This window comes from Caldithrix abyssi DSM 13497 (assembly GCF_001886815.1).
GTDB classification, from domain to species: Bacteria; Calditrichota; Calditrichia; order Calditrichales; family Calditrichaceae; genus Caldithrix; species Caldithrix abyssi.
Map to the genome: position 1 here is coordinate 1,851,439 of NZ_CP018099.1, position 23,612 is coordinate 1,875,050.

The 23,612-nt window shown below is 45.4% G+C and carries 16 protein-coding genes; 12 read left to right on the forward strand and 4 right to left on the reverse strand.

The genetic code is table 11. The features are described 5' to 3' along the window. Positions 1-8: 8 nt before the first annotated feature. Positions 9-3,161, reverse strand: coding sequence for a DEAD/DEAH box helicase (locus Cabys_RS07225; protein WP_006929610.1), 3,153 nt, complete (start codon positions 3,159-3,161; stop codon positions 9-11). A gap of 157 nt (positions 3,162-3,318) precedes the next feature. Here Cabys_RS07225 and Cabys_RS07230 point away from each other — a divergent pair, with 157 nt between their 5' ends. Then, positions 3,319-4,404 (forward strand): NUDIX domain-containing protein, encoded by a 1,086-nt coding sequence (locus Cabys_RS07230; RefSeq protein ID WP_006929611.1) that lies wholly within the window; start codon positions 3,319-3,321, stop codon positions 4,402-4,404. Between the two features lie 566 nt (positions 4,405-4,970). Here the strand turns inward: Cabys_RS07230 and Cabys_RS07240 are convergent. From Cabys_RS07240 to Cabys_RS20585, 3 genes are all read right to left on the reverse strand, one after another. Beyond that, positions 4,971-6,212, reverse strand: coding sequence for a Glu/Leu/Phe/Val family dehydrogenase (locus tag Cabys_RS07240; RefSeq protein WP_006929612.1), 1,242 nt, complete (start codon positions 6,210-6,212; stop codon positions 4,971-4,973). Between the two features lie 196 nt (positions 6,213-6,408). Further along, a complete protein-coding gene (locus Cabys_RS07250) occupies positions 6,409-9,411 on the reverse strand; it encodes a PEP/pyruvate-binding domain-containing protein (protein ID WP_006929614.1) in 3,003 nt (1,000 codons plus the stop codon). A gap of 194 nt (positions 9,412-9,605) precedes the next feature. Continuing rightward, entirely contained in the window at positions 9,606-9,731 is a 126-nt protein-coding gene (locus tag Cabys_RS20585) for a hypothetical protein (RefSeq protein WP_257786503.1), read from the reverse strand. A gap of 1,992 nt (positions 9,732-11,723) precedes the next feature. On the opposite strand from Cabys_RS20585, the gene tkt reads away from it, so the two are divergent. From tkt to gatB, 11 genes are all read left to right on the forward strand, one after another. Beyond that, a complete protein-coding gene (tkt, locus tag Cabys_RS07255) occupies positions 11,724-13,739 on the forward strand; it encodes a transketolase (RefSeq protein WP_006929615.1) in 2,016 nt (671 codons plus the stop codon). A gap of 253 nt (positions 13,740-13,992) precedes the next feature. Continuing rightward, the gene (locus Cabys_RS07260; RefSeq protein WP_006929616.1) at positions 13,993-15,225 is read left to right on the forward strand and encodes an ISL3 family transposase; all 1,233 of its coding nucleotides are present in this window, start codon (positions 13,993-13,995) and stop codon (positions 15,223-15,225) included. A gap of 152 nt (positions 15,226-15,377) precedes the next feature. Continuing rightward, positions 15,378-16,103, forward strand: a complete 726-nt coding sequence (truA, locus tag Cabys_RS07265; protein WP_006929617.1) for a tRNA pseudouridine(38-40) synthase TruA — start codon at positions 15,378-15,380, stop codon at positions 16,101-16,103. Between the two features lie 42 nt (positions 16,104-16,145). Beyond that, positions 16,146-16,793, forward strand: a complete 648-nt coding sequence (gene fsa, locus Cabys_RS07270; RefSeq protein ID WP_006929618.1) for a fructose-6-phosphate aldolase — start codon at positions 16,146-16,148, stop codon at positions 16,791-16,793. A gap of 59 nt (positions 16,794-16,852) precedes the next feature. Continuing rightward, the gene (fsa, locus tag Cabys_RS07275; protein ID WP_006929619.1) at positions 16,853-17,500 is read left to right on the forward strand and encodes a fructose-6-phosphate aldolase; all 648 of its coding nucleotides are present in this window, start codon (positions 16,853-16,855) and stop codon (positions 17,498-17,500) included. A gap of 197 nt (positions 17,501-17,697) precedes the next feature. After that, positions 17,698-18,891, forward strand: coding sequence for a S1C family serine protease (locus Cabys_RS07280; RefSeq protein ID WP_006929620.1), 1,194 nt, complete (start codon positions 17,698-17,700; stop codon positions 18,889-18,891). Between the two features lie 81 nt (positions 18,892-18,972). Next, complete coding sequence (locus Cabys_RS07285; RefSeq protein WP_006929621.1) at positions 18,973-19,620, forward strand: phosphatidylserine decarboxylase family protein; 648 nt, start codon at positions 18,973-18,975, stop codon at positions 19,618-19,620. Then, a complete protein-coding gene (pssA, locus tag Cabys_RS07290; RefSeq protein WP_006929622.1) occupies positions 19,617-20,345 on the forward strand; it encodes a CDP-diacylglycerol--serine O-phosphatidyltransferase in 729 nt (242 codons plus the stop codon). The genes Cabys_RS07285 and pssA overlap by 4 nt, the downstream gene beginning before the upstream one ends. 57 nt (positions 20,346-20,402) lie before the next feature. After that, positions 20,403-20,651: a Sec-independent protein translocase subunit TatA/TatB gene (locus tag Cabys_RS07295; protein WP_006929623.1), complete on the forward strand. Its 249-nt coding sequence runs from the start codon at positions 20,403-20,405 to the stop codon at positions 20,649-20,651. A gap of 7 nt (positions 20,652-20,658) precedes the next feature. Continuing rightward, positions 20,659-22,077 carry an Asp-tRNA(Asn)/Glu-tRNA(Gln) amidotransferase subunit GatA gene (gatA, locus tag Cabys_RS07300; RefSeq protein ID WP_006929625.1) on the forward strand — a complete coding sequence of 473 codons (1,419 nt, stop codon included), beginning with the start codon at positions 20,659-20,661 and terminating at the stop codon, positions 22,075-22,077. A 31-nt stretch (positions 22,078-22,108) separates the two neighbouring features. Then, positions 22,109-23,548, forward strand: coding sequence for an Asp-tRNA(Asn)/Glu-tRNA(Gln) amidotransferase subunit GatB (gene gatB, locus Cabys_RS07305; RefSeq protein WP_006929627.1), 1,440 nt, complete (start codon positions 22,109-22,111; stop codon positions 23,546-23,548). Positions 23,549-23,612: the final 64 nt, after the last annotated feature.

The window sequence follows — 23,612 nt, forward strand, 5'->3', positions numbered from 1 at the left end:
AGCTTTTTTTAATCAAACAGTTCGATAATATCTTCTTTGGTTAATGATTTGAAAAATCCCTCTTCCGTGGCGATCAGTGAATCCACTAAATGACGTTTTTTCTCTTGCAGTTTCACAATCTTTTCTTCTACGCTATCTTTAGAGATTAATTTGTAAGCAAACACTTTTTTGGTCTGTCCTATGCGATAGGCGCGGTCTGTGGCCTGCATTTCCACCGCCGGATTCCACCAGGGATCGTAGTGGATGACGTAGTCGGCTGCCGTAAGGTTTAGCCCCGTACCGCCGGCTTTTAAACTGATTAAAAAGATGCGCACATTTTCGTTGTTCTGAAAAAGTTCCACCTGCGCCTGGCGATCTTTGGTCTGGCCGTCCAGATAGGCGTAGCTGATGCCGTCTTCATCCAATTTGCTGCGAATAATGTGCAGCATTTTTACGAACTGGCTGAAGATGAGCACTTTATGTTTTTCGGAAACGATCTCTGCGATCATTTCCATCAATGCGTCAAATTTGCCGGCTCCGTTATTAAAACCGGGTTCAACCAGCCCTGGATGGCAGGCAATCTGCCGCAGGCGGGTAAGGCCCTCCAGTACCTTGAACTTGGACTTGTTAAGCCCCTGGCTTTCAATTTCGGCCAGGATGCTGTCTTTGTAGGCTGTGCGCCATTTATTGTACAGCTTTTGCTGATCGTCGGTCATTGGCGAGAAGATGATGTTTTCTACTTTTGGCGGCAATTCTTTGGCCACATCTTCTTTGGTGCGCCGCAGAATAAAGGGAAAGATCAAACGACGTAACGCGCTGGCTACCTGTACGTTTTGCTCTTTTTCGATGGGCCTCATGAACGTTTCTTTAAAAAAGTTCAGATCGCCGAGCAAACCTGGGTTGATGAAGGCAAACTGCGCCCACAGGTCCATGGTATTGTTTTCAACGGGCGTGCCGGTTAGCGCCAGACGGTTTCGTGCGTTAAGTAAGCGTACGGCCTTCGAGGTTTCGGACAAGGGGTTTTTGATGTTTTGCGATTCGTCGAGAATGGCGTAGTTGAATTCGATCTCTTTAAGCAAAATGATATCGCGCCGCACATGGCCGTAAGTAGTTAAAATTAACGGGAATTTTTTCAAACGACGAATATCGCGCGTCCGCCGCGTTCCGTAATGCACCAGATATTTTATTTGCGGGGTAAAACGTTGAATCTCCTGCATCCAGTTGAAAATCAAAGAAGTCGGCACCACAACCAGATTGGGTTTTTTGGGATTCTCTTTTATCTCCTTCAATAATAACGCTAAAGTCTGGATGGTTTTACCCAACCCCATATCGTCGGCCAGAATTCCGCCGAAACCGTATTCCTTAAGAAAATTCATCCAATCGTAACCGGCCTTCTGGTAATCGCGCAATGTGCCTTTTAAACCTTCTGGCAGCGGATATTCTTTGATCTTTTCGAATTGATCCAATCGTTTGAGCTTTTCCTGACTGAGAACATCGATCTTTTTCTGATCGGCATCAGCCAGCAACTGGTCAATAAAGGTTACATGGTAATTGGCGAAGCGCAGGGAGTCGCCTTCTACTTTTCCAAAATTGAGCATGTAAGTAATTTTTTCAATCAGCTTTTGCGGAAGGCGAGCAATGCTTCCGTCGCGCAGTTTTACGAACTTTTTATTGGAGCGGATCGCTTTTTTCAATTCTGCCAGCGTTACCTGAATGCCGTCAAAAGTCAGGCTCAATTCAATATCAAACCAGTCTGTCTCAGAAGAAACGGATAGCCCGAAGTTGGCCGGCGCGCGGTTTACCCGGAAACGGACTAATTTCTCTTCACCTAAAATTTCAAACCCCTGTTCGTGCAATTTGGGCAAACCGTCAAACAACCAGTCCAGCGATTCTTCAAACGAGGCGTAAAACAGTCCCGGCGTGTCTTCTAAAATATTCGTTTCCAGAATTTGCTCGCGCAAGCGGGCCTCTGTTTCCCGATCTCTTCTGACGCGGATGACCCTGCGCGAAGAGGTGTCGTAATGCAGGTACTCGTCATTGGGGTAGCTGTAGGCAATTTCGATGTCATTGTAAAAAACCGAGAACGATACCACCAGTTGGTCTTCCATCTCTTCCAGGTACAAGCGTTTGCCGGTAACCGTATTAATTTCCGAAACTTCGATGCCCGGCGGGAATTCAACATAAGGAAAGATGGGCAGTTTTGCCAGATAATCGGAAATAAAGCTCTGATATTCGCTTTTTTTGACTTTTACTTCCAGATTTTCATCAATAAACGATTTGATGTAGGCGTAGCTTAACGGAAAATCGCAAAGGTTAAGTTTATTCTTGTAAAAGAACCAGATCGGATTAACGGTCAGGATTTTCATGTCTTTAGTTATCGGGACTTGCTCTTCATCTCTGACAAAATACGGCCTGAAAATGTAAAGATCGTTTTCTTCATCCAGATTCAATTTAAAGATCAGCTTCCACGGACGCTTGCCGAACCGGATGCGCGGACCGATGGTGCCATCTTCATTTTTTAGATGCAGTTCGCTGTTGCGCAGCAAATAAAACAATTGACCGGCGTCCAGTCCGAAATCCAGGTAGCTGGTTTCCAGCCGCCCCCGATAATAAACCGACGGCTGCTGTGTTTGAATGCGCTCCAGATACGAGATGGCAATCAAGTCGCCGGAAGTGCGGAAAACATTCTGGCCGGAGAGTTCGCCAAAAGAGGGCTCCTGCATTCTTCCGTAAGAGCCGTCTTTTTTCATATAAACTTTTACCGGTTTAATATTCCAGTAATTCTCTGCCAGATGCATGATGTAAATCAGCTTCCAGCGAACTTCCTGCGAAAATTCGTTGTCCACTTTCTGGATGGTAATTAACTTTTCGAAGTATTCTCGCCAGTTGTCCTGTTGAGTTACCTGCTCGCTTTCTGCAGAACGTTGTTCGTCAATTATTTTTAAAGCCACGGCTACAACATGTTTGCAGGTGTAATTGTATGGGCAGGTGCAGGTCGATTCAAAAGAATGCTCGTTTACCGTCAAACGAACGATGTACGGATAGGTGCCCTGCACGGTGGCCAGTACCGATATATTATCCCATTGTTTAATCTTGACTCGACCCTGTTTGAAATACTCTAAACCCTGTTTAAAGATTATGTCCGGAACCCGATCTTTCAGGTCTCTAATATCTATTTTCAACTCCAAACCTCATTTGAATTTTATTAAACCCATTTTTTTAAAAAAATATACAAAACTGTTTATTAATATAACAATAATATTTTTTTATTTCAAAATGAATTTCAAAATTTCTTATATTATTTTTATATTTTTTTTTAATAATCGGGAAGCTGTCAATATGAACAACGAAATATTAAAAAACTTTGCCATCAGTTTTGTTCCAATTTTTGTGTTCATCGTGGTGGAAGCGATATACGGCACAACCGCCGGTTTAATCACGGCCATTATCTCCGGAAGCGCTTACTTTATCTACTACTTAATCCGCTTTAGAGAAGTGGAAAAGATGATTTTGCTGGATACGGCGCTGATTGTGATTACCGGTGGCCTGTCTATCCTTTTACACGACGCCATCTTCTTTAAAATAAAGCCGGCATTAATAGAGACTATCATTCTGGTTTTGGTTGGTTTGCACGCTTTTTCGGATAGGCCGGTTCTGTTGCACATGAGTAAACGCTTTATGAACGGGATGCAGATTAATCAGATACAAGTGCGTTTGCTAAAACAGATGAGCAAATGGTTGTTTTATGTAATCTTTTTACATGTGCTTCTTATTTTGTACTCTGCCTTTTACTGGTCAGAAGAGGCCTGGGCCTTTGTGTCCGGCGGTCTGTTCTATATTTTACTGGGCGGCATTGTGGTCGTTCAATTTGTGTATTTTAAGTTTTTTAAAAAACCTGCGCTTCCAAAAGTTATGCCTGAAGGCGATGAAGAATACTTCGATATTGTCGATCCGCAAGGGCGTATTTTAGGTAGCGCTCCCAGGAGCGCAGTCCATGGAAATCCTCAATTGCTGCATCCCACGGTTCATATTCACATTTTAAATCGGCAGGGACAGTTGTATTTACAAAAGCGATCGCAAAACAAAGACCTTTATCCCGGATTCTGGGATACCGCGGTCGGAGGGCATGTGCGTCATGGCGAAGCAATAGACGATGCCATGAAACGCGAGGCAAAGGAAGAACTGGGCATCGACGCCAGCAAAGCCAGGCCTTTAATTCGCTATGTTATGCGTAATCCCTATGAGAGCGAATTGGTTCATGTTTTTAAAATGCGCCATGACGGCCCGTTCAAAATTAATCGGGATGAGATCGAAATAGGCCGCTTCTGGTCGCTTTTTGAAATTAAAAAAATGTTGGGTAAGGGCGTGTTTACGCCGAATTTTGAACAGGAATTTCAAATCCTCGAAAAAAACAGATTGCTTTAATTGAAATTAGTTTGGGCAACGTCGATTTTAAAACAGGGGCAGCACAACCGCCCCCCTCTTCGTCCGCAGCTGGAATCGGAATTACCGGCCGGCGACCATTCAACGATGTGGTAACCCTCACCCCCTGCACCCCCTCTCCCAGAATAAAAGTCTGGGAGAGGGGGGAGCTGATCATATTCACAGTCAGCTGTTTTCATCAAACGATGTACAGCATTAAAGCTTTCATTGAACCATTTAACTCTTGCACTATCACCCCTTCGTCCGCAACTGGAATCGGAAAGACCGGCCGGTGACCATTCAACGATGTGGTAGCCCTCACCCCCTGCACCCCCTCTCCCAGAATAAAAGTCTGGGAGAGGGGGGAGCTGATCATATTCACAGTCGGCTGTTTTCATCAAACGATGTACAGCATTAAAGCTTTCATTGAACCATTTAACTCTTGCACTATCACCCCTTCGTCCGCAACTGGAATCGGAATTACCGGCCGGTGACCATTCAACCATTCAACCATTCAACCATTCAACCATTCAACTATTAAACTATTAAACTATTAAACCATTCATCCATTACACCCAGCCGCGAATTTTGCACGCTTCGGCCACGCGGGCAACGCCCACTACCATGGCTGCCAGCCGCGGATGGACGCCTTTTTCCCTTAACGCGTCGCTAAAAGATTGGAAAGCGTTGCTAATTTTTTTATCCAGCCGCGCATGAACGGTAGCTTCTTCCCACATTTCGCCTCCGCTGTTTTGCAGCATCTCAAAGTACGAAACCGTAACACCGCCTGCGCTGGCTAAAATATCGGGCAGCACAAAGATATTACGATGATAAAGAATTAAATCGGCTTCCGGTGTGGTTGGGCCGTTAGCCAGCTCGCAGATAATTTTAGCTTTAATCAGGCCGGCGTTTTTTTCGGAGATGGCGTTTTCCAGAGCGGCGGGATACAGCACGTCCACATCCAGTTCCAGAACGGCGTCGCTGGGAATGTGCCGGGCGCCCGGGAAGTTGAGCACCGTTCCGGTTTTAAGTTTATGGGTTACCAGTTCTTTGGCGTTAATGCCATCGGGATTCAAAATGCCGCCTCTTGAATCGCAGGCGGCGATTAATTTTCCGCCTAACAGTTCTTCGTGCAGCAGGGCGGCTCGCTGTCCGGCATTGCCGAATCCCTGTATGGCAAAAGTTTTGGGCTCAATATTCAGGAATTTACAGGCTTCTCTAACGGAGATAACGCCCCCGCGCGAAGTGGCGTCGCGTCTGCCTTCTGTGCCGCCGATGGGAAGCGGTTTATCCGTAAAAACGCCTGGTTGGTGTTTGCGCACAATCGTTTCAAATTCATCCAGCATCCAGGCCATGGTTTGAGGAGTGGTGTACACATCCGGCGCCGGCACGTCTTTGTCCACGCCCAATATATCTGCAGAAGCTCGGATGTAGGCGCGAGCGATATTTTCCAGCTCTTTTTGCGACAGGTGGCGCGGGTCGCACACCACGCCGCCCTTAGCGCCGCCCAGCGGCAAATCTACCACGGCGGTTTTCCAGGTCATCCAGGCCGCCAGGGCGCGCACCACATCCACGGTCTCGTCCGGATGGAAACGAATGCCGCCTTTAGCAGGGCCGCGCGCGTAATTGTATTGCACGCGATAGGCATGGAAAATTTCAAACCTTCCGTCGTCCATGCGCACGGGAAAGGTAAATTTGAATTCTCGTTGCGGCCATTTCAAAAATTCCGTGGTTGCCTTATCCAGATTCAGAATGCGGGCCGCTTCCTCAACCTGTTGCTGAGCGACCAAAAATGAGTTGTAAGATTTCATCCTTCCTTATCCTCTTTATTGTTTTCCGATTGGTTCGCGCTTGCTTCTGGGGGATCCAAAATAATTCTGTACCAGCAGTTTCTGCAAACCAGCATACGATCCACGCTTAAAAGAACCTGTTCCCACAGGGTCAGCTCATTGCCGCAATGAGGGCAGAGATTGGGGGTGTTTTCTGATAGTTGGTCTTGCATTGGTTTTATACCCCTGGTTTGGTGATGATTCCCTGATTTTTACGCCCGTTCATTAAAATTTTGATGGGACGTTTTAGGCGAATATGATAGGTAAATTGGAAATGTTTATTCACGGGTTGTTTTTTTAACCAGTCCCAGTCAATGAAACCTCTGTTTTTAAATGGATTGACGGTAAAGTATCCGACCAGAAACGAAGTGAGATTCTGGAAAAAATGCGAACCTTGCGACGGCTCAACCATAAAATCTTTAAAACTGGTTTCAACAATAGCCTTAGCTCCGGAAATTTGTTCCCAATTAACCGGAATGCCCAGCCAGGGGTCTAAAGACCCCCAGCGCCCGACACCGATTAGCAGGTACGGGCGATTTTCATTAATCAGCAAAGCGTTTATTTTACTGATTTCTTCGGCTACCTGCTGAGATTTAGTGCGGTCAAATTTATGGTAATCAACATACACAATATCATAAATATCTTTAATGATACCGTGCCCCAGAATACAGGGGCTGTGGCAAATGATTTGATCCTGAGTATAGTCTTCCACATTGATTTGCTCTAACTCGCGCTTTAATACCAGCGGACGCATTTGCAGAACGCCAAATTCTTTGAGTTTTTCCGGATTGTCGCCGTTCATGTTTACGGCAAATTCAATTTCTACAGGCGTTCCCATGCCCCAGGAACCCATTTCTAATAATAGGGTAAGAATTTGGCTTAATGGAAATAATTTGTGTTTTAAGATGGGGGCAAAACTGACCACGCGCGCTCCGTTTCTGGCCAGACCGTCCACAATACGATCTTCATCGGGAACATAGGTTGATCCCACGTAATACAAAGCGCCATCCTTTTCGGCCTGTTTTAAGGGGAATAGGCGCACCGCTTCGTCAAAAGGTTGCAGCGAATCGCTGGCATGTTGATTAAAATCGAGCGCGTAGAATTTGTGCTGACTGGTTCTTAAAAATTCTTTTACCGAATAAAGCTGAGCCAGGTGATTGGGATAGCGAGGAGAAAATTTTAGCGTATTGCCGCCGTCAACCACCCATTCACCCAGGCCAAGGGCAACCGAAGCGATGCCGTCTTCTGGCTTTTGGGGGGGCGTGGGGTAAAAATTATAGCTTTTGGCCACGCCAGAAAAGGTGGGATAAAAACGGTTTTCATGACGCGAGCCCACCATTTTTTGAATAATGATCGCCATCTTCTCTTCTTCCAGACGATAGGAAGTGACGCGAATGTATTGTTTGGCAGCCTGATAAAAGGTGGAAGCGTACACGCGTTTAATAGCGTTTAACAACTCATTTAAACGAATTAAAGGATTTTCATGGTTATTGGCAATCATGTACGTCTGGTAAACGCCGGCGAACGGATGGTATTGCGAATCTTCTAACAAGCTGGAAGAGCGAACGGCCAGGGGAACCTGCACCAGCTCCAGAAAGGATACCAGCGAGGCGATAATATCCGCCGGAAATTTTGTTGCGCTTAAAAAGCGACGCGTAATTTCCCGGTCGTCGTCGCAGTTGAGGGCAAAGTGCCGCAAGTTATTGTCGTCTAAAAAGGCGTCGAATACATCGGTTCCCAGTACAACGGCCGGAGGGATAAAAATGCGCACGCCGTTAAAACGGTTGGTTATCTGGTAATTGGTAATCAAAGTGTTTACAAAGCTTAGTCCGCGCGCCTTACCGCCCAGCGAACCGCCGCCCAGACGGGCAAAACCGCTTTGCACGTCGAACGATTCTTTTTTAAAATCGGTGATAATGCCCTGCTGCCGAATTTTACGGTAAGTCCTCAGCGAGTTGATCAGATGCTGGCGCAAATCCTCAAGCGAAGGAAAATCGCTGACCTTCCTTGGGCGCAATTTATGGGCCAGCCAGAACTCGGTGCGCGCTTTTAGCCAGGTGGAAAAATGGTTGCGCTCGGCATGGTATTTTATGCTTTCCGGGGGCACTGTTTTTAACTGCTCTTCCAATGAAATCAAATCAGTGGCCCGGCCAACTTCAACGCCTTCCGGAGTTCTGAAAATAAAATCGCCAAAACCGAACTGCGTAATGGTAAACTTGCGCAGCTCTTGCAAAAGAGTAGGCGAATCTTTTAAGACAAAATGCGCGCCAATTTCCAGAGCGCGATCCTGGAATTGCGCATTATTGGATTGCAGTAAAACCGGAATGTCGTCGTGCCGTTTACGCACTTCGGCGGCAAATTTAAGGCCGGCTTCCGGATCATGCTTTCCGCCCTTTTTAAAATCAATGTCCGAAATCACGCCTAAGATGGTGTGCTGGTACTTGATGAAATATTCCCAGGCCTCTTCGTAGGTGGTGCACAAAAGAATTTTAGGACGGGCGCGCATGCGCAGATATTTATGCGTAAGGTTAACGCCTTCTAAAATTAAACGCTGCGATTGCTTTAAAATTTCGGTGTAGAGCAGGGGCAGGTAAGCGGAATAAAAACGTATGTTGTCTTCGATTAAAATAATGGATTGAACGCCCACCAGGCGCGTATCCTGCTCCACATTCATGATGTCTTCCAGATGCTTTACGATGGCCACCACAATACGGAAGTTGCCCGTCCAGATGAAAATACGGTCAAAGACTCTGGAATCGGCGTGGTTGAGCAGCTCAGAAAGCTCCCGATTGTCATAAGCTAATAGAACGACCGGGATTTTTAAACCGGCCTGGCGAATTTCGCGCGCCAGTTGAGTGGAATCCATGTCTTCGATATGCGGCGTGGTGATGATCAGATCGAAGCGCTTTTCTTCGCTGGCCAGGGCAAGGGCGTCTTCTCCTCTTGAAACGCGCGTAATTTCCGGAACATGGCTTAAATTAAGCCCCTGATATTCTTCCCGGATTAGCTCGTACAAACGACCGTCTTCTTCAAAAACGTAAAGATCGTACAAGCTGGAAACCAGTAAAATATCCCGAATGCGGTGACGCATCAGATGTTGAAACCCCTGAAAACGGGTTCCGTAACCGTGCTCTACTAACGGTGAATCAAAAGGATGAAAACCTTGTTTTTTGTCAGACATTTTTTACCTGAAATTTAAAATTCTTCTGCGTTTAAGTTATAAATAAAATTAAACAACAACAAAATAATTTGGTTTCCGCAGCGCCGATTAAGTAATGCGCCCATTTTTAACCGGCAGACATTCTTCTGATCGCCCTCATTTCCATCAAGCCAGAAGGAAAGATGAGAAATGACCGTACTCGTAAGTCAAAAGATTTACGTCACATTTTGTCCGGTAATACTGATTTCGGTTGTACAAAGATTCACGCTCGCCAGCGCGGGATGAGGAATGAGATGCCGGTAAATTTTGAACCATGATTTGCTTGATTTTAGGATTTCCATGATTTGTTTTTTCGTTTACAAAATTTGTCCTTAAAATTGAGCATGAAATTTCTGAAATGAAAAAAATCGAGATAATCCTGTAATCCTATTAATCAAGGTTCAAAAAACACCACTCAACCTCTAAATTTCTAAACCACTGAACTCTTAAACTCTTATACTCTTAAACTCTTAAACTCTTAGACTCTTACACTCTTAAACCTTTCCCCTCACCAGGGAGAAATGTGGATTGACAGGCCGGTAAATTTTGAACCATGATTTTCTTGATTTTAGGATTTCCATGATTTGTTTTTTTCGTTTACAAAATTTGGCCTTAAAATTGAGCATGAAATTTCTGAAATGAAAAAAATCGAGGTAATCCTGTAATCCTATTAGTCAAGGTTCAAAAAACGCCACTCAACCTCTAAATTTCTAAACCACTGAACTCTTAAACTCTTATACTCTTATACTCTTAAACTCTTAGACTCTTACACTCTTAAACCTTTCCCCTCACCAGGGAGAAATGTGGAATGACATGCCGGTAAATTTTGAACCATGATTTTCTTGATTTTAGGATTTCCATGATTTGTTTTTTTCGTTTACAAAATTTGGCCTTAAAATTGAGCATGAAATTTCTGAAATGAAAAAAATCGAGGTAATCCTGTAATCCTATTAATCAAGGTTCAAAAAACACCACTCAACCTCTAAATTTCTAAACCACTGAACTCTTACACTCTTACACTCTTATACTCTTAAACTCTTAGACTCTTACACTCTTAAACCTTTCCCCTCACCAGGGAGAAATGTGGAATGACATGCCGGTAAATTTTGAACCATGATTTTCTTGATTTTAGGATTTCCATGATTTGTTTTTTTCGTTTACAAAATTTGGCCTTAAAATTGAGCATGAAATTTCTGAAATGAAAAAAATCGAGGTAATCCTGTAATCCTATTAATCAAGGTTCAAAAAACACCACTCAACCTCTAAATTTCTAAACCACTGAACTCTTACACTCTTACACTCTTACACTCTTACGCTCTTAAACCTTTCCCCTCACCAGGGAGAAATGTGGAATGACAGGCCGGTGAATTTTGAACCATGATTTGCTTGATTTTAGGATTTCCATGATTTGTTTTTTTCGTTTACAAAATTTGTCCTTAAAATTGAGCATGAAATTTCTGAAATGAAAAAAATCGAGGTAATCCTGTAATCCTATTAATCAATGTTCAAAAAACACCACTCAACCTCTAAATTTCATAACCCCTGAACTCTTAAACTCTTACACTCTTACGCTCTTAAACCTTTCCCCTCACCAGGGAAAAATGTGGATTGACATGCCGGTAAATTTTGAACCATGATTTGCTTGATTTTAGGATTTCCATGATTTGTTTTTCCGTTTACAAAATTTGGCCTTAAAATTGAGCATGAAATTTCTGAAATGAAAAAAATCGAGGTAATCCTGTAATCCTATTAATCAAGGTTCAAAAAACACCACTCAACCTCTAAATTTCTAAACCACTGAACTCTTAAACTCTTATACTCTTAAACTCTTAAACTCTTAAACTCTTAAACTCTTAAACTCTTAAACTCTTACACTCTTAAACCTTTCCCCTCACCAGGGAGAAATGTGGATTGACAGGCCGGTAAATTTTGAACCATGATTTGCTTGATTTTAGGATTTCCATGATTTGTTTTTTCCGTTTGCAAAATTTGGCCTTAAAATTGAGCATGAAATTTCTGAAATGAAAAAAATCGAGATAATCCTGTAATCCTATTAATCAAGGTTCAAAAAACACCACTCAACCTCTAAATTTCTAAACCACTGAACTCTTAAACTCTTACACTCTTAAACCTTTCCCCTCACCAGGGAGAAATGTGGAATGACAGGCCGGTGACCATTCAACCAGCCAACCAACCATTGAACGTACGAAAGAAAATTGGTTTGGAAAAAATTGTAATTCGTTTTACATTTAATACTTTATGCGAAATCGAGAAAAATTCAAGGAGAGAAGAAAATGGTTATTTCTGAAAAGCTGGAACAGACTATTATTACCACCATTCGCACCCTTTCGATAGACGCCATTCAAAAGGCCAACTCCGGGCATCCCGGCGCGCCCATGGGGCTGGCGCCGGTGGCATTTACTATTTACAACGACTTTGTCAGGCACAATCCTAAAAATCCGGACTGGCCCAATCGCGACCGCTTTATCGTGTCTAACGGACACGCATCCATGTTGCTATATTCTCTGCTGCACGTTATGGGCTACGATCTTACCCTGGAAGACATCAAGCAATTCAGGCAACTACACAGCAGATGTCCAGGCCATCCGGAATTTGGAGAGGCGCCCGGCGTGGAAGTAACCACCGGCCCTTTAGGGCAGGGCGTTTCTGTGAGCGTGGGAATGGCCATTGCTCAAAAGTGGCTGGCCGCGCGTTTTAACAAGCCGGATTTTACTTTACTGGATTACAACATTTTTGCTTTGTGCGGCGATGGCGATTTGATGGAAGGCGTTGCCAGCGAGGCCGCTTCTCTGGCCGGACACCTGGCCCTGGACAACTTGCTCTGGTTTTACGACAACAACTATATTACCATTGAAGGCAAAACCGACCTGACCTTTTCTGAAGACGTCCAGAAACGTTTTGAAGCATACGGCTGGGACGTTTTGCAGGTGGCGGACGCCAACGATACGCAAAGCCTGAGAGCACAGGTCAAAGTGGCTTTGCAATCAAAAAAGCCCGTGCTGGTTGTGGTCAATTCGCACATCGGCTATGGCAGTCCGAACAAACAGGATACGGCCGGCGTGCATGGTTCGCCCCTGGGCGAAGAAGAGGTTCGTTTAACCAAAAAGAATTACGGCTGGAATCCGGACTGGCAGTTTTATGTTCCGGAAGAGGTGGCGCAGTTTCGTGAAGAAAATTTGAAGCGCGGCGAAGAGATCGAAAAAGCCTGGAATACGCTTTTTGAAAAATACAAAACGGCCTATCCCGAACTGGCCAAAGAATTTTTAATGATTCAAAACGGGGAGTTGCCGGAGAACTGGCACATGCAGCTGCCGGAGTTCCCGACCGACGATAAAGGCCTGGCCACGCGCGCTTCCAGCGGAAAAACGCTTAACGCCATAGCCCCTGGAATTCCCTGGCTGGTTGGCGGCTCGGCTGACCTGGCGCCTTCTACTAAAACATATATGGATATTTCCGGGGCCTTTAGCGCTCAAAATCGCGCCGGCCGCAATCTGCACTTTGGCATTCGCGAACATGCCATGGGCGCCATTGTTAACGGCCTGGTGTTGAGCAAATTAAAAGCCTTTGGCGCCACGTTTTTCGTCTTTTCCGACTACATGAAACCAGCCATTCGCCTGGCTGCGCTAATGAAAATACCGGCCATTTACGTCTTTACGCACGATAGCATTGGCGTGGGCGAAGACGGCCCAACCCATCAACCGATTGAACAGCTGGCCGCCCTGCGCGCCACGCCCAATGTGGATGTTTTTCGACCGGCTGACGCCAACGAAGTGGTCTGGGGCTGGTACCTGGCGCTCTCGCAAAAAGATCGGCCAACGGCGCTGGTATTAACGCGTCAAAACGTGCCGACTTTTGACCGCTCTAAGTTTGCACCGGCAAAGGAGGCGTTAAAAGGAGGCTACATTTTAGCCGATGCGGAAAACGAACCACAGATCATTTTAATCGCAACCGGCTCGGAAGTCGCTTTGTGCCTGGCTGCTTATGAAGAATTAACCAGCCAGGGCATTGAGACGCGCGTGGTGAGCATGCCCTGTACCTCGCTGTTCGAAAGACAGTCCGAAGAATACAGAGAAAAGGTGTTGCCCGCTCCCATTAAAAAGCGTATTGTGGTTGAGGCCGGAAGCTCATGGGGCTGGGAACGGTACGCTGGTCTGGAAGGCAGAATAATCGCCATTGATACCTTTGGTAAAAGCGCGCCTCAGCAACAATTAATGGAACACTTCGGCTTTTCAGTGAAAAATATTGTGCAACAGGCAAGGGCGTTGCTGGAATCCGGGGATGAAAAGTAGGAGTTGTGAATTTAGAATTACGAATTACGAATTACGAATTATGAATTACGAATTGCGGATGAGTTTGGCCTAAAAAGGTGATCTGTCAGTTCGAACAAAGAGAGAAGTTTTGTAACTCCAATAAATACAATCTATGTTTAAAGGATGCGCTTGCTGGAAGCGTAAAAAGTTCCTTTTTAGAGTGAGATTATATTAAAAAAAGGGCTCTACTGGGATTTTTGTGAAAAACAAAAATAATCCTTAGATTGAGTTTATGAAAGATAAAGAATTATTTAAACAGATTTTGGGACTTTCGCATCCCTGGGAAGTGTCTAAAGTTGACTTAGATATTGCGAATGAGGAAGTAGAAATAGAGATTATCTATAAGTCAAAAAAAGGTTTTTGTCCCGAATGCGAAGTGGAATATGATATTTATGATCATCGCGAAAAACGTCGTTGGCGGCATTTGGATACATGCCAAATGAAGACCTATATTGTCTGCAAAGTTCCCCGCATTAAATGCAAGGAACACGGAGTAAAAACGATCAAAGTTCCTTGGGCAGAAAAGTCGAGTCGAACGACTTTATTATTTGAACGTTTTGCTATTGAGTTATTACTGGCCTCCAAAAACCAGAGCAAAACGGCACAATTTTTACGGATCAGCTTTGATATGCTTCATCATATAATGAGCAAAGCAGTGGAACGCGGGCTATCACGCCGAACGGAAGAGGACATTAAATATATCGGGATAGATGAGAAGAGTATGAAAAGAGGTCATACTTATGTAAGCGTATTATCCGATAGTGAAAGAAGACGTGTAATAGATGTAAGTGAAGGTCGCACAACAAGCTCTGCCAGTTCCTTAATAAACAAGGGATTAACAGAGAAACAAAAGGAGGGCCTCAAAGCGGTCAGTATGGATATGTGGAAAGCTTTTATTAAAGCTGTTCAAAAGGAGCTTCCCAATGCTTCCAAAGTGCATGACAAATTTCATATAATGAAGTATTTAAATGATGGAGTGGATAAAACCAGACGAGAGGAAGCCCGTAAATTACAAAAATCTAATGATAAAACCTTAGTGAAAAGTAAATATTTATTTTTAAAGAATCCGGAAAATATGACGGACAAGCAATTATCGCGTTTCAGAAAAATTCAAGAACTTAACCTTATCACTTCCCAGGCTTGGGCGGCCAAAGAGAACTTCAAAGAATTCTTTAGGAGTGAAACAATAAATGATGCGAAATTCTTTTTTGCGGAATGGTATCAGGATATTAAGGGACGTTCTTTAAATAAAATGATTAAAGTAGCAAAAATGCTCATTGCTCATTCAGATGGCTTATTAAACTATATAAGATATCAGATAGATAATTCAGTAGCCGAATGGTTGAACGGCAAGATACAGGAGATAAAAACAGTTGGTAGAGGCTTTAGAAAATTTGAAAATTTTAGGATAGCAATACTTTTCTTTCTTGGTAAATTAGACCTTTTTCCACAGGAATCCCAGTAGAGCCAAAAAAAGAAATGGTTGACAGGTTTTTACTCTACCACGATCCCGGTTTTAAGTTAACCTTATTAATTTATTAAAGTTATCAAAAAGATTCTTACTTGAAACAGATTTAAAAATCCGTTATATTGCAAAAATTCAATAATGCGGGAAAGATGGTTAGAGTAAAAGCAGTTATCGAGTACGACGGTTCGGACTATTATGGCTGGCAGCTGCAAAAAGGGCAGCGAACCATTCAGGGAGAGCTTGAACAGGCGTTAAAGGTTCTTTTTAAAAAAAGAATTCCGGTTACAGGCTCGGGGCGAACAGACACCGGGGTTCATGCGCGTGGGCAGGTGGCCCATTTTGACATACCGGAATTTGATTTGCAGAAATTAAAACGCGCTTTGAACGGTTTACTCAAAGAAGATATTGTTGTCAAAGAGCTAAATGTTAGTGCGCCGGATTTTCATGCGCGGTTTGACGCCACACAGCGCTGGTATCGTTATTACATTTCGCCGGAACCGACGGCGCTAAACCGGCGTTACGCCTGGACGATTCTAACGCCTTTGAACCTGACGCTGATGCAGGTCGGCGCAGAGATGATTAAGCCGGTTAAGGATTTCCGCTCGTTTTGTAAAGTTAAGAGCGAAGTGAAACACCATCGGTGTAAGATTCTGGAAAGCCGCTGGTTGCGTTGGGGCGATTTGCTGGTATACGAAATTGCCGCCGATCGCTTTTTACACGGTATGGTCAGGGCTATTGTCGGCTCGCTGGCGGCTATTGGCAGCGGAAAAATCACGCTCAAAGAATTTAAAGAGATCATTCAGTCGGGCGATCGTCGGCTTGTGCCGCAGGCGGCGCCGGCCAGAGGCCTGGTGCTGGAAAGAGTCGTCTATTAATGGTTTTGAGATTGAAAATTATTAAAATAAAGGAAACATACGATGAAGTTTTTTATTGATTCAGCCAATATTGATGAAATTCGTGAGGCGGCAAGCCTGGGTATTGTTGACGGAGTGACCACCAATCCCACCCTGCTGGCTAAAGAACAGGGCAAACCACAAGATATTTTTAAACAGATTTGTGAAATTGTGGATGGACCGGTCAACGCCGAGGTGATTTCATTAGATTGGCAGGGGATTGTGGAAGAAGGCCGCGAACTGGCCAAAATCCATTCCAATATCGTCATTAAAATTCCGATGACTAAAGACGGTTTAAAGGCCGTCAAAGTTTTTGCCTCGGAAGGGATCAAAACGAATGTAACGTTGATTTTTTCGCCGATTCAGGCCTTAATGGCCGCCCGCGCCGGCGCTACTTTTGTCTGCCCCTTTGTGGGAAGATTGGACGACATCACTCAGGACGGCATGGAGTTAATTGCGCAGATCAAACAGATCTTCGATAATTACATGCTCGATACAGAGATCATTGTGGCCAGCATCCGACATCCCATGCACGTGGTGGAATCGGCCATGATTGGCGCAGATATTGCCACCATTCCCTTTGCCGTGGTGGAAAAGATGATCAAGCATCCGTTGACCGACATTGGCATTGAGCGTTTTCTGGCTGATTGGGAAAAAGTGCAGAAAAAATAAACGGAGCGTTAAGTTAAATTACACAACCTTTTAAGAACAGGGAAAGTAAGGAGTGAGAGATGAAATTTTTTATCGATACGGCTAACATAGATCAAATTAAAGAGGCCGCCAGCCTGGGCGTGCTGGACGGCGTAACAACCAATCCCACACTGATTTCCAGAGAAGAAGGAGAGCCGCGCGCCATTTACCGCGCCATTTGTGAAATTGTGGACGGACCGGTAAGCGCCGAAGTAATTGCCCTCGATGCGCCGGGCATGGTAAAGGAAGCACGCGAACTGGCAGCGATTCATTCCAATATCGTTATCAAAATTCCCATGACCAAGGAAGGATTGAAAGCGGTTAAACAATTAACGGCCGAAGGCATTAAAACCAACGTAACCCTTGTTTTTTCGCCCATTCAGGCCTTGCTGGCGGCCCGCGCCGGAGCCACTTTTGTCAGCCCCTTTGTCGGTCGGCTGGATGATATTGCCGCGCCCGGCATGGAACTCATCGGACAGATTAAGCAGATTTTTGACAATTATATGATCGAAACGGAAATTATTGTGGCCAGTATTCGCCACCCGATGCACGTGGTAGAAGCGGCCATGTACGGCGCCGATATCGCTACCATTCCTTTTGCGGTAATCGAAAAGATGATCAAGCATCCGTTGACCGATATTGGCATCGAACGTTTTTTAGCCGACTGGGAAAAGGTGCAGAAACGATAGCGGTACGTTTCATGCGTTTTTAAATATTCAACGGAAACGATGGGCGCCATGGGAATGGCTGACGTCGGTAGACGAAATATTGTCGCGGCCCAGGGATAGCATTAGCGGGCAGGAATTGGGCGTAAATTATGAACAAATCCCGGACGAATGGCAGAGGATGTCAAATTTTTAAAACAATAAAAATTAGGTGAAACATTATGAAAACATTCTGGAAAGTTAGTTTCTGGGTGGTATTGGGAGTATTAGCCGGCGTTTTGATGCGCGAATACCTGCCCATGCATTCGGCAGAACAGGAGCAACCCCTGGACACCTCTCTGGTAACCGAGGCACGGGCGCAAGAAACGACCGGCCAGCAATTGCAAACGCATCGCGAAAACGCCATCACGCGCGCCGTTCAAAAAGTAACGCCGGCCGTGGTTTCCGTAAACGTTACGAAGATCAACCGTTATGTGCAGCGCAGTCCGTTTTTTAACGATCCGTTTTTTCGGCAATTCTTCCCTGAATTGTTTAACGACCGGATTGTCGAACAGCCGGTGGAATCGATCGGTTCCGGCTTTTTTATTTCGGATGACGGTTATGTGGTAACCAATGAGCATGTGGTGGGCGAGGCCACGGAGATCATTGTGGCCATGGCTGATGGAAAGGAATATCCGGCAAAATTGATCGATCGGGATCGCGTTTCGGATATCGCGCTGCTCAAAGTGGAAGGCCATTTTCCCTCTATTAAATTTGGCGATTCCGACAAGGTGCTAATCGGGGAATGGGCCATAGCCCTGGGCAATCCGTTTGGCCTGTTTGTAAAAAACCAACCCACGGTAACAGTAGGCGTGATAAGCGCCGTAAACAGAAATTTTTCTCCGCTGGAAGGTCGGATTTACGAAGACATGATCCAGACCGACGCGGCCATTAATCCGGGCAACAGCGGCGGCCCCCTGTGCAATGCCGACGGCGAGGTTATTGGCATGAACACTTTTATTTTAACCGGCGATCCACAGTCGCACGGTTCGGTGGGCGTGGGATTTGCCATTCCCAGCAATCGCATTCAGCAGGTGGTGGAAAAATTAAAACGGCGCAGAGGAAAAGATACCAACGTATGGATTGGCATGTATGTCTCCAATCTCAATCCTTACATTGCGCGTTCTCTGGGCTATCCTTCGGTGCAGGGCGTTTATGTGCGGCGTATCGATCGCCATAGCCCGGCCGAAAAAGCCGGCGTGCAACTGGGCGATGTGATTGTGGAAATTAACGGCGAAACCATCAGTAGTTATGCCGACGCCCAGGCCGTCATTCTCTCGCTGGATTTGCGTGTGGGCGATAAAATGCGTCTGAAAATCTGGCGTGAAGGTAAATTATTAGATATCGACCTGGTGCTGGAAAAGTATCCTGAGTAGGACAATAAATGCCGATTTTTCTGAAACACAATCAGCTTTTGTTTGTTAAAAGTTGAAACTTTGGGAGGGAAGTGAATTAACATGATTGCAAGAGAAGGCGTTCCGATAATTATCTGGACAGGAATTTTTTTTATTGTTTTTCTGATATTATCGCTGATTTTTAAAAACAAAATTTTGTGGGGTGTCAGCGGCTTAGTATTCATTATTTTTATTTTTCATTTTTTCTTTTTCAGGGATCCCGAGCGTTCTTTCGATGGGCCGCCAACGGTTATTGTGGCCCCGGCAGACGGTAAAGTGATTTTGATTGAAAAAGTTGAAGAGCCTGTTTACATTAAAGGCCCGGCTCAAAAGATCAGTATTTTTATGTCGGTCTTTAATTGCCATGTTAACCGCATCCCGGCCACGGGTACGGTGGAATATTTGCGGCACAAACCGGGGCAGTTTTTAAATGCCATGAATCATCGAACGGGAGAAGAGAACGAACAGCAAATGATCGGCATTAATACGCCTTATGGTAAAATATTTTTCAAACAGATCGCCGGCTTGATTGCGCGGCGGATTGTTTGTAAGTTGCAGCCAGGACAAAAAGTGCAGAGGTCGCAGCGATTTGGAATGATTCGCTATGGCTCGCGCCTGGATGTGTTTTTACCAATGAATGTCCAGGTAAAAGTAAAACTTAATCAAAAAACCGTCGCCGGCGAGACAATAATCGGAGAATTCAATCCATGATCAAAGTGCCCAGAACGATTGTACCCAGTTTTTTCACTATCGGTAACATGTTTATCGGTTTTATGGCGGTCATTTATGCCGTGCGCAATGAAAACGTTGTGCTCTCTTCGTGGCTGATTTTATTATGCGCCTTTTTAGACGCCATGGACGGCAGAGTGGCGCGCTTTGCGCAAGCCAGCAGCCGCTTTGGCGTTGAATACGATTCGCTGGCCGATGTTATCTCGTTTGGTATGGCGCCCTCAGTGCTGATCTATCTTTTCTTTTTCAACCAATGGGGGAACGTGGGATTGTTTATCAGTTTTTTCCCCCTGCTCTTTGCCAGCATTCGGCTGGCCCGCTTTAATGTGGAACTGGAAGGATTTGAAAAAACGGCCTTTACCGGCCTGCCTTCTCCGGCGGCGGCTATCACCATTGCCTCGTATTTGATCTTTGTCAATACGTTCTTCCCGGGAGAACATTTTCCGCGAATATTATTAATTTTGACGATTCTGGTTTCTGTGCTGATGGTGAGCACTATCCGCTACGAGGTTGTGCCCCGGATGACTTTAAAAGGAAGTCTGGGACAGAAATTGGGAGTTTTATTGGTGGTGGTTGTGGTTATCAGTTTGCTCATTGAGCCGCATGCTTTACTGTTGCCCTATTCTGTGCTTTATGTGCTAAGCGGCATGGTGCGCTTTATGTTCAGATTGAGCCAGGGAAAACGGCTTGGGGGGAAAAAAGCGTAGCTAAAAAATTTATTTTAAAAAATTGATCAGGTGTTTATTAACAAAAGAGGTGATAAGATGTTTGGTATTGGAACTTCGGAGCTTTTAATCATTTTGTTTATTATTTTACTGGTGTTCGGATCCAAAAAATTGCCTGAGCTGGCCCAGGGGCTGGGACGCGGTATCAGGGAGTTCAAAAAAGCCACCAATGAAATTCAGGATGAGCTGGATTTGAACAAACCGCTGGAATCTCCTTCTACCACCAAACAAAAGGTAAAAGACGAAGAGAAAACCAACGACACAGAAGCCGAATCAACTAAAGAATAATTGTGGAATGAGCATTAAAGAGATTCAACTGGCGCTGGCACAGAAAAAAATCACGCTGACCGGACGGGTTAAAAAGGCTCTGGCAAGCATCGAAGAACACAGCCATTTAAACGCTTTTACTCAGGTTTTTGCAGAACAGGCGCTGGCACGTGCGGCAGAACTGGAAAAAGAACTGGCCGCCGGAAACGATCCCGGGCCATTAACAGGCGTGATTATGGCCATAAAAGACAATATCAATATAGCCGGCGAACGCACCACCTGTGCCAGCAAAATATTAGAGACGTTTGTCTCGCCGTTTGACGCCACGGTCATTCAAAGGTTAAGGGATGCGGGCGCGATCTTTATCGGCAAGACCAATATGGATGAATTTGCCATGGGTTCTTCCAGCGAAAACTCCCATTTTGGCGCCGTAAAAAATCCGCTTAATCCGTCTTATGTGGCAGGCGGCTCAAGCGGGGGCTCTGCCGTGGCGGTGGCCATTGGGGCCTGTGATGCGGCGCTGGGCAGCGAAACCGGCGGCAGCATCCGGCAGCCGGCGTCGTTTACCGGATTGGTTGGTGTTAAGCCGACTTACGGGCGTGTTTCGCGCTACGGTTTGGTGGCATACGCTTCGTCTTTGGATCAGATTGGTGTTTTCGCCAGGAATGTCCGCGATGCGGCGCTTATCTTAAAAACCATGGCCGGACGGGACGCGCACGATTCTACCACGGCCGATGTGGCGGTGCCGGAATACGAGCAAGCGCTGGAAAAATCCATCAAAGGCTTGAAAATTGGTCTGCCCAACCAATACTTTGCCGACGGCCTTGATCCGGAAATACAGGAAGGCATTTTAAAAATAAGCGATCAACTGGCCCGGCAGGGGGCAACCGTTGATAACTTTGATCTGCCTTTGAGCCGTTTTTCCATTGCCACCTATTACATTATCGCCACCGCCGAGGCGTCCTCCAATCTGGCGCGCTACGATGGCGTACGATATGGCTATCGCGCGAAAGATGCGGAAGATTTAAATGAAATGTACGCCAGAACACGCAGCGAAGGTTTTGGGCAGGAAGTAAAACGACGTATTCTGTTGGGCACCTATGTACTTTCTTCCGGCTATTATGATGCGTACTACAAAAAGGCCATGCAGGTGCGTCGGTTGATCAAAGACGAACTGAACGCCGCCTTCAAAAATTTCGACGTGATTATTACGCCAACCACGCCAACCACCGCCTTTAAACTCGGCGAAAAAATCGACGATCCGTTAACCATGTATTTAATGGATGTGTACACCGTTACGGCCAACCTGGCCGGAATTTGCGCCATCAATGTGCCGGCTGGCAGGCATTCCAATGGTCTGCCTTTTGGCCTGCAGGTAATGGCGCCTGCCTTTCAGGAAGAACGATTGTTTCAACTGAGTGCAAGCATCGAAAAAATGATCAGTTAACTTCAAAATTGGTAAAAGGTACAACGAGCTCATGGAATACGAAGCGATAATCGGGCTGGAAGTCCACACCCAACTTTTAACCGAGACCAAAATCTTTTGCGGTTGTAGCACTAAATTCGGCGCGGAACCCAATTCGCAAACCTGTCCTGTTTGTCTGGGCATGCCGGGCGTGTTGCCCGTTTTAAATAAAAAAGTGGTGGAATTTGCCGTGCTGCTCGGCCTGGCAACCCATTGCCAGATCAGAAGATACAATCGTTTTGCCCGTAAAAATTATTTTTATCCAGACCTGCCCAAGGGTTATCAAATTTCGCAGTTTGAAGAACCCATTTGTGAAAACGGCTATCTGGAAATCGAAACGGAAAGCGGTAAAAAGCGCATCGGTTTAATCCGCATTCACATGGAAGAAGACGCCGGTAAGTCGGTTCATGACGAAACATACGTGCAAGCCAACGAGTCGTTAATTGATCTTAACCGCTGTGGGACGCCATTGCTTGAAATTGTCAGCGCGCCGGACATTCGTTCGCCTCAGGAAGCGCATGCCTATTTAGCGAAGTTGCGCCAGCTTGTTCGCTACCTTGGCATCAGCGACGGAAATATGGAAGAAGGCAGTTTTCGCTGCGACGCCAATATCAGCGTTCGACCGGTGGGGCAGAAAGAGTACGGAACGCGCACCGAACTTAAAAACATGAACTCTTTTGCTCACGTGCAAAAGGCGCTGGAATATGAAATTGCCCGCCAAACAGAGCTGTTAAAAGCCGGTAAACAGGTGGAGCAACAAACCCTGCTGTGGGATGCGGACAATAATGTGGCCCGCGCCATGCGTGGTAAAGAAGAATCGCACGACTACCGCTACTTTCCGGAGCCGGATCTGGTTCCCATTCACATTGATGTACAATGGTTCGATCAAATACAAAAGGCTTTGCCCGAGCTGCCGGAAGAAAAATTTCAGCGATTTACCGTCGATTACAAGCTGCCAGAGTACGATGCCCGTCTGCTGACCGAAAGTCGCGAGGTGGCGGATTATTTTGAACGCGTCGCCCAGCTATTTAACGATTTTAAGATGATCAGCAACTGGATGCTTGGAGAGGTTGCCCGCGCTTTAAATGAACAAAAAATAAGCATTACCGAATTTAAACTGGCCCCGCAGACTTTAGCCGATCTTTTAAAAGCCATTAAAAACAAAGTGATCAGCGGCAGCGCCGCCAAAAAGGTTTTTGAATATTTGCTGCAAAATGACAGCAGCGTTGAACAGGCCATTGAAAAGCTGGGATTAAAGCAGATTTCCGATGAAAGCCAGATCGAACAATTTGTGGTGCAGGTTATCGAACAGCATCCTGCCGAGGTGGAAAGCTTTAAAGCGGGTAAAACCAAGGTCATTGGATTTTTAGTGGGACAGGTGATGCGCCTTTCCAGAGGTAAAGCCAATCCGCAGCTGGTCAACCAACTGTTGCAAAAGAAATTGAACGGATAGGTCGGAAAACATTCGGCCTTGTTGTGTGCGATAAGAAGCGTATTCTGTTAACCAGTTTAATCAA

Bases quoted from the DNA above. Each gene is read 5' to 3' on its own strand.
- Cabys_RS07280 (WP_006929620.1), top strand. From the start codon at position 17,698: ATGAAAACATTCTGGAAAGTTAGTTTCTGGGTGGTATTGGGAGTATTA.
- tkt (WP_006929615.1), top strand. From the start codon at position 11,724: ATGGTTATTTCTGAAAAGCTGGAACAGACTATTATTACCACCATTCGC.
- Cabys_RS07240 (WP_006929612.1), bottom strand. From the start codon at position 6,212: ATGAAATCTTACAACTCATTTTTGGTCGCTCAGCAACAGGTTGAGGAA.
- Cabys_RS07230 (WP_006929611.1), top strand. From the start codon at position 3,319: ATGAACAACGAAATATTAAAAAACTTTGCCATCAGTTTTGTTCCAATT.
- Cabys_RS07285 (WP_006929621.1), top strand. From the start codon at position 18,973: ATGATTGCAAGAGAAGGCGTTCCGATAATTATCTGGACAGGAATTTTT.
- pssA (WP_006929622.1), top strand. From the start codon at position 19,617: ATGATCAAAGTGCCCAGAACGATTGTACCCAGTTTTTTCACTATCGGT.
- Cabys_RS07260 (WP_006929616.1), top strand. From the start codon at position 13,993: ATGAAAGATAAAGAATTATTTAAACAGATTTTGGGACTTTCGCATCCC.
- Cabys_RS07295 (WP_006929623.1), top strand. From the start codon at position 20,403: ATGTTTGGTATTGGAACTTCGGAGCTTTTAATCATTTTGTTTATTATT.
- fsa (WP_006929618.1), top strand. From the start codon at position 16,146: ATGAAGTTTTTTATTGATTCAGCCAATATTGATGAAATTCGTGAGGCG.
- truA (WP_006929617.1), top strand. From the start codon at position 15,378: ATGGTTAGAGTAAAAGCAGTTATCGAGTACGACGGTTCGGACTATTAT.
- fsa (WP_006929619.1), top strand. From the start codon at position 16,853: ATGAAATTTTTTATCGATACGGCTAACATAGATCAAATTAAAGAGGCC.
- Cabys_RS07250 (WP_006929614.1), bottom strand. From the start codon at position 9,411: ATGTCTGACAAAAAACAAGGTTTTCATCCTTTTGATTCACCGTTAGTA.
- gatB (WP_006929627.1), top strand. From the start codon at position 22,109: ATGGAATACGAAGCGATAATCGGGCTGGAAGTCCACACCCAACTTTTA.
- Cabys_RS20585 (WP_257786503.1), bottom strand. From the start codon at position 9,731: ATGGAAATCCTAAAATCAAGCAAATCATGGTTCAAAATTTACCGGCAT.
- gatA (WP_006929625.1), top strand. From the start codon at position 20,659: ATGAGCATTAAAGAGATTCAACTGGCGCTGGCACAGAAAAAAATCACG.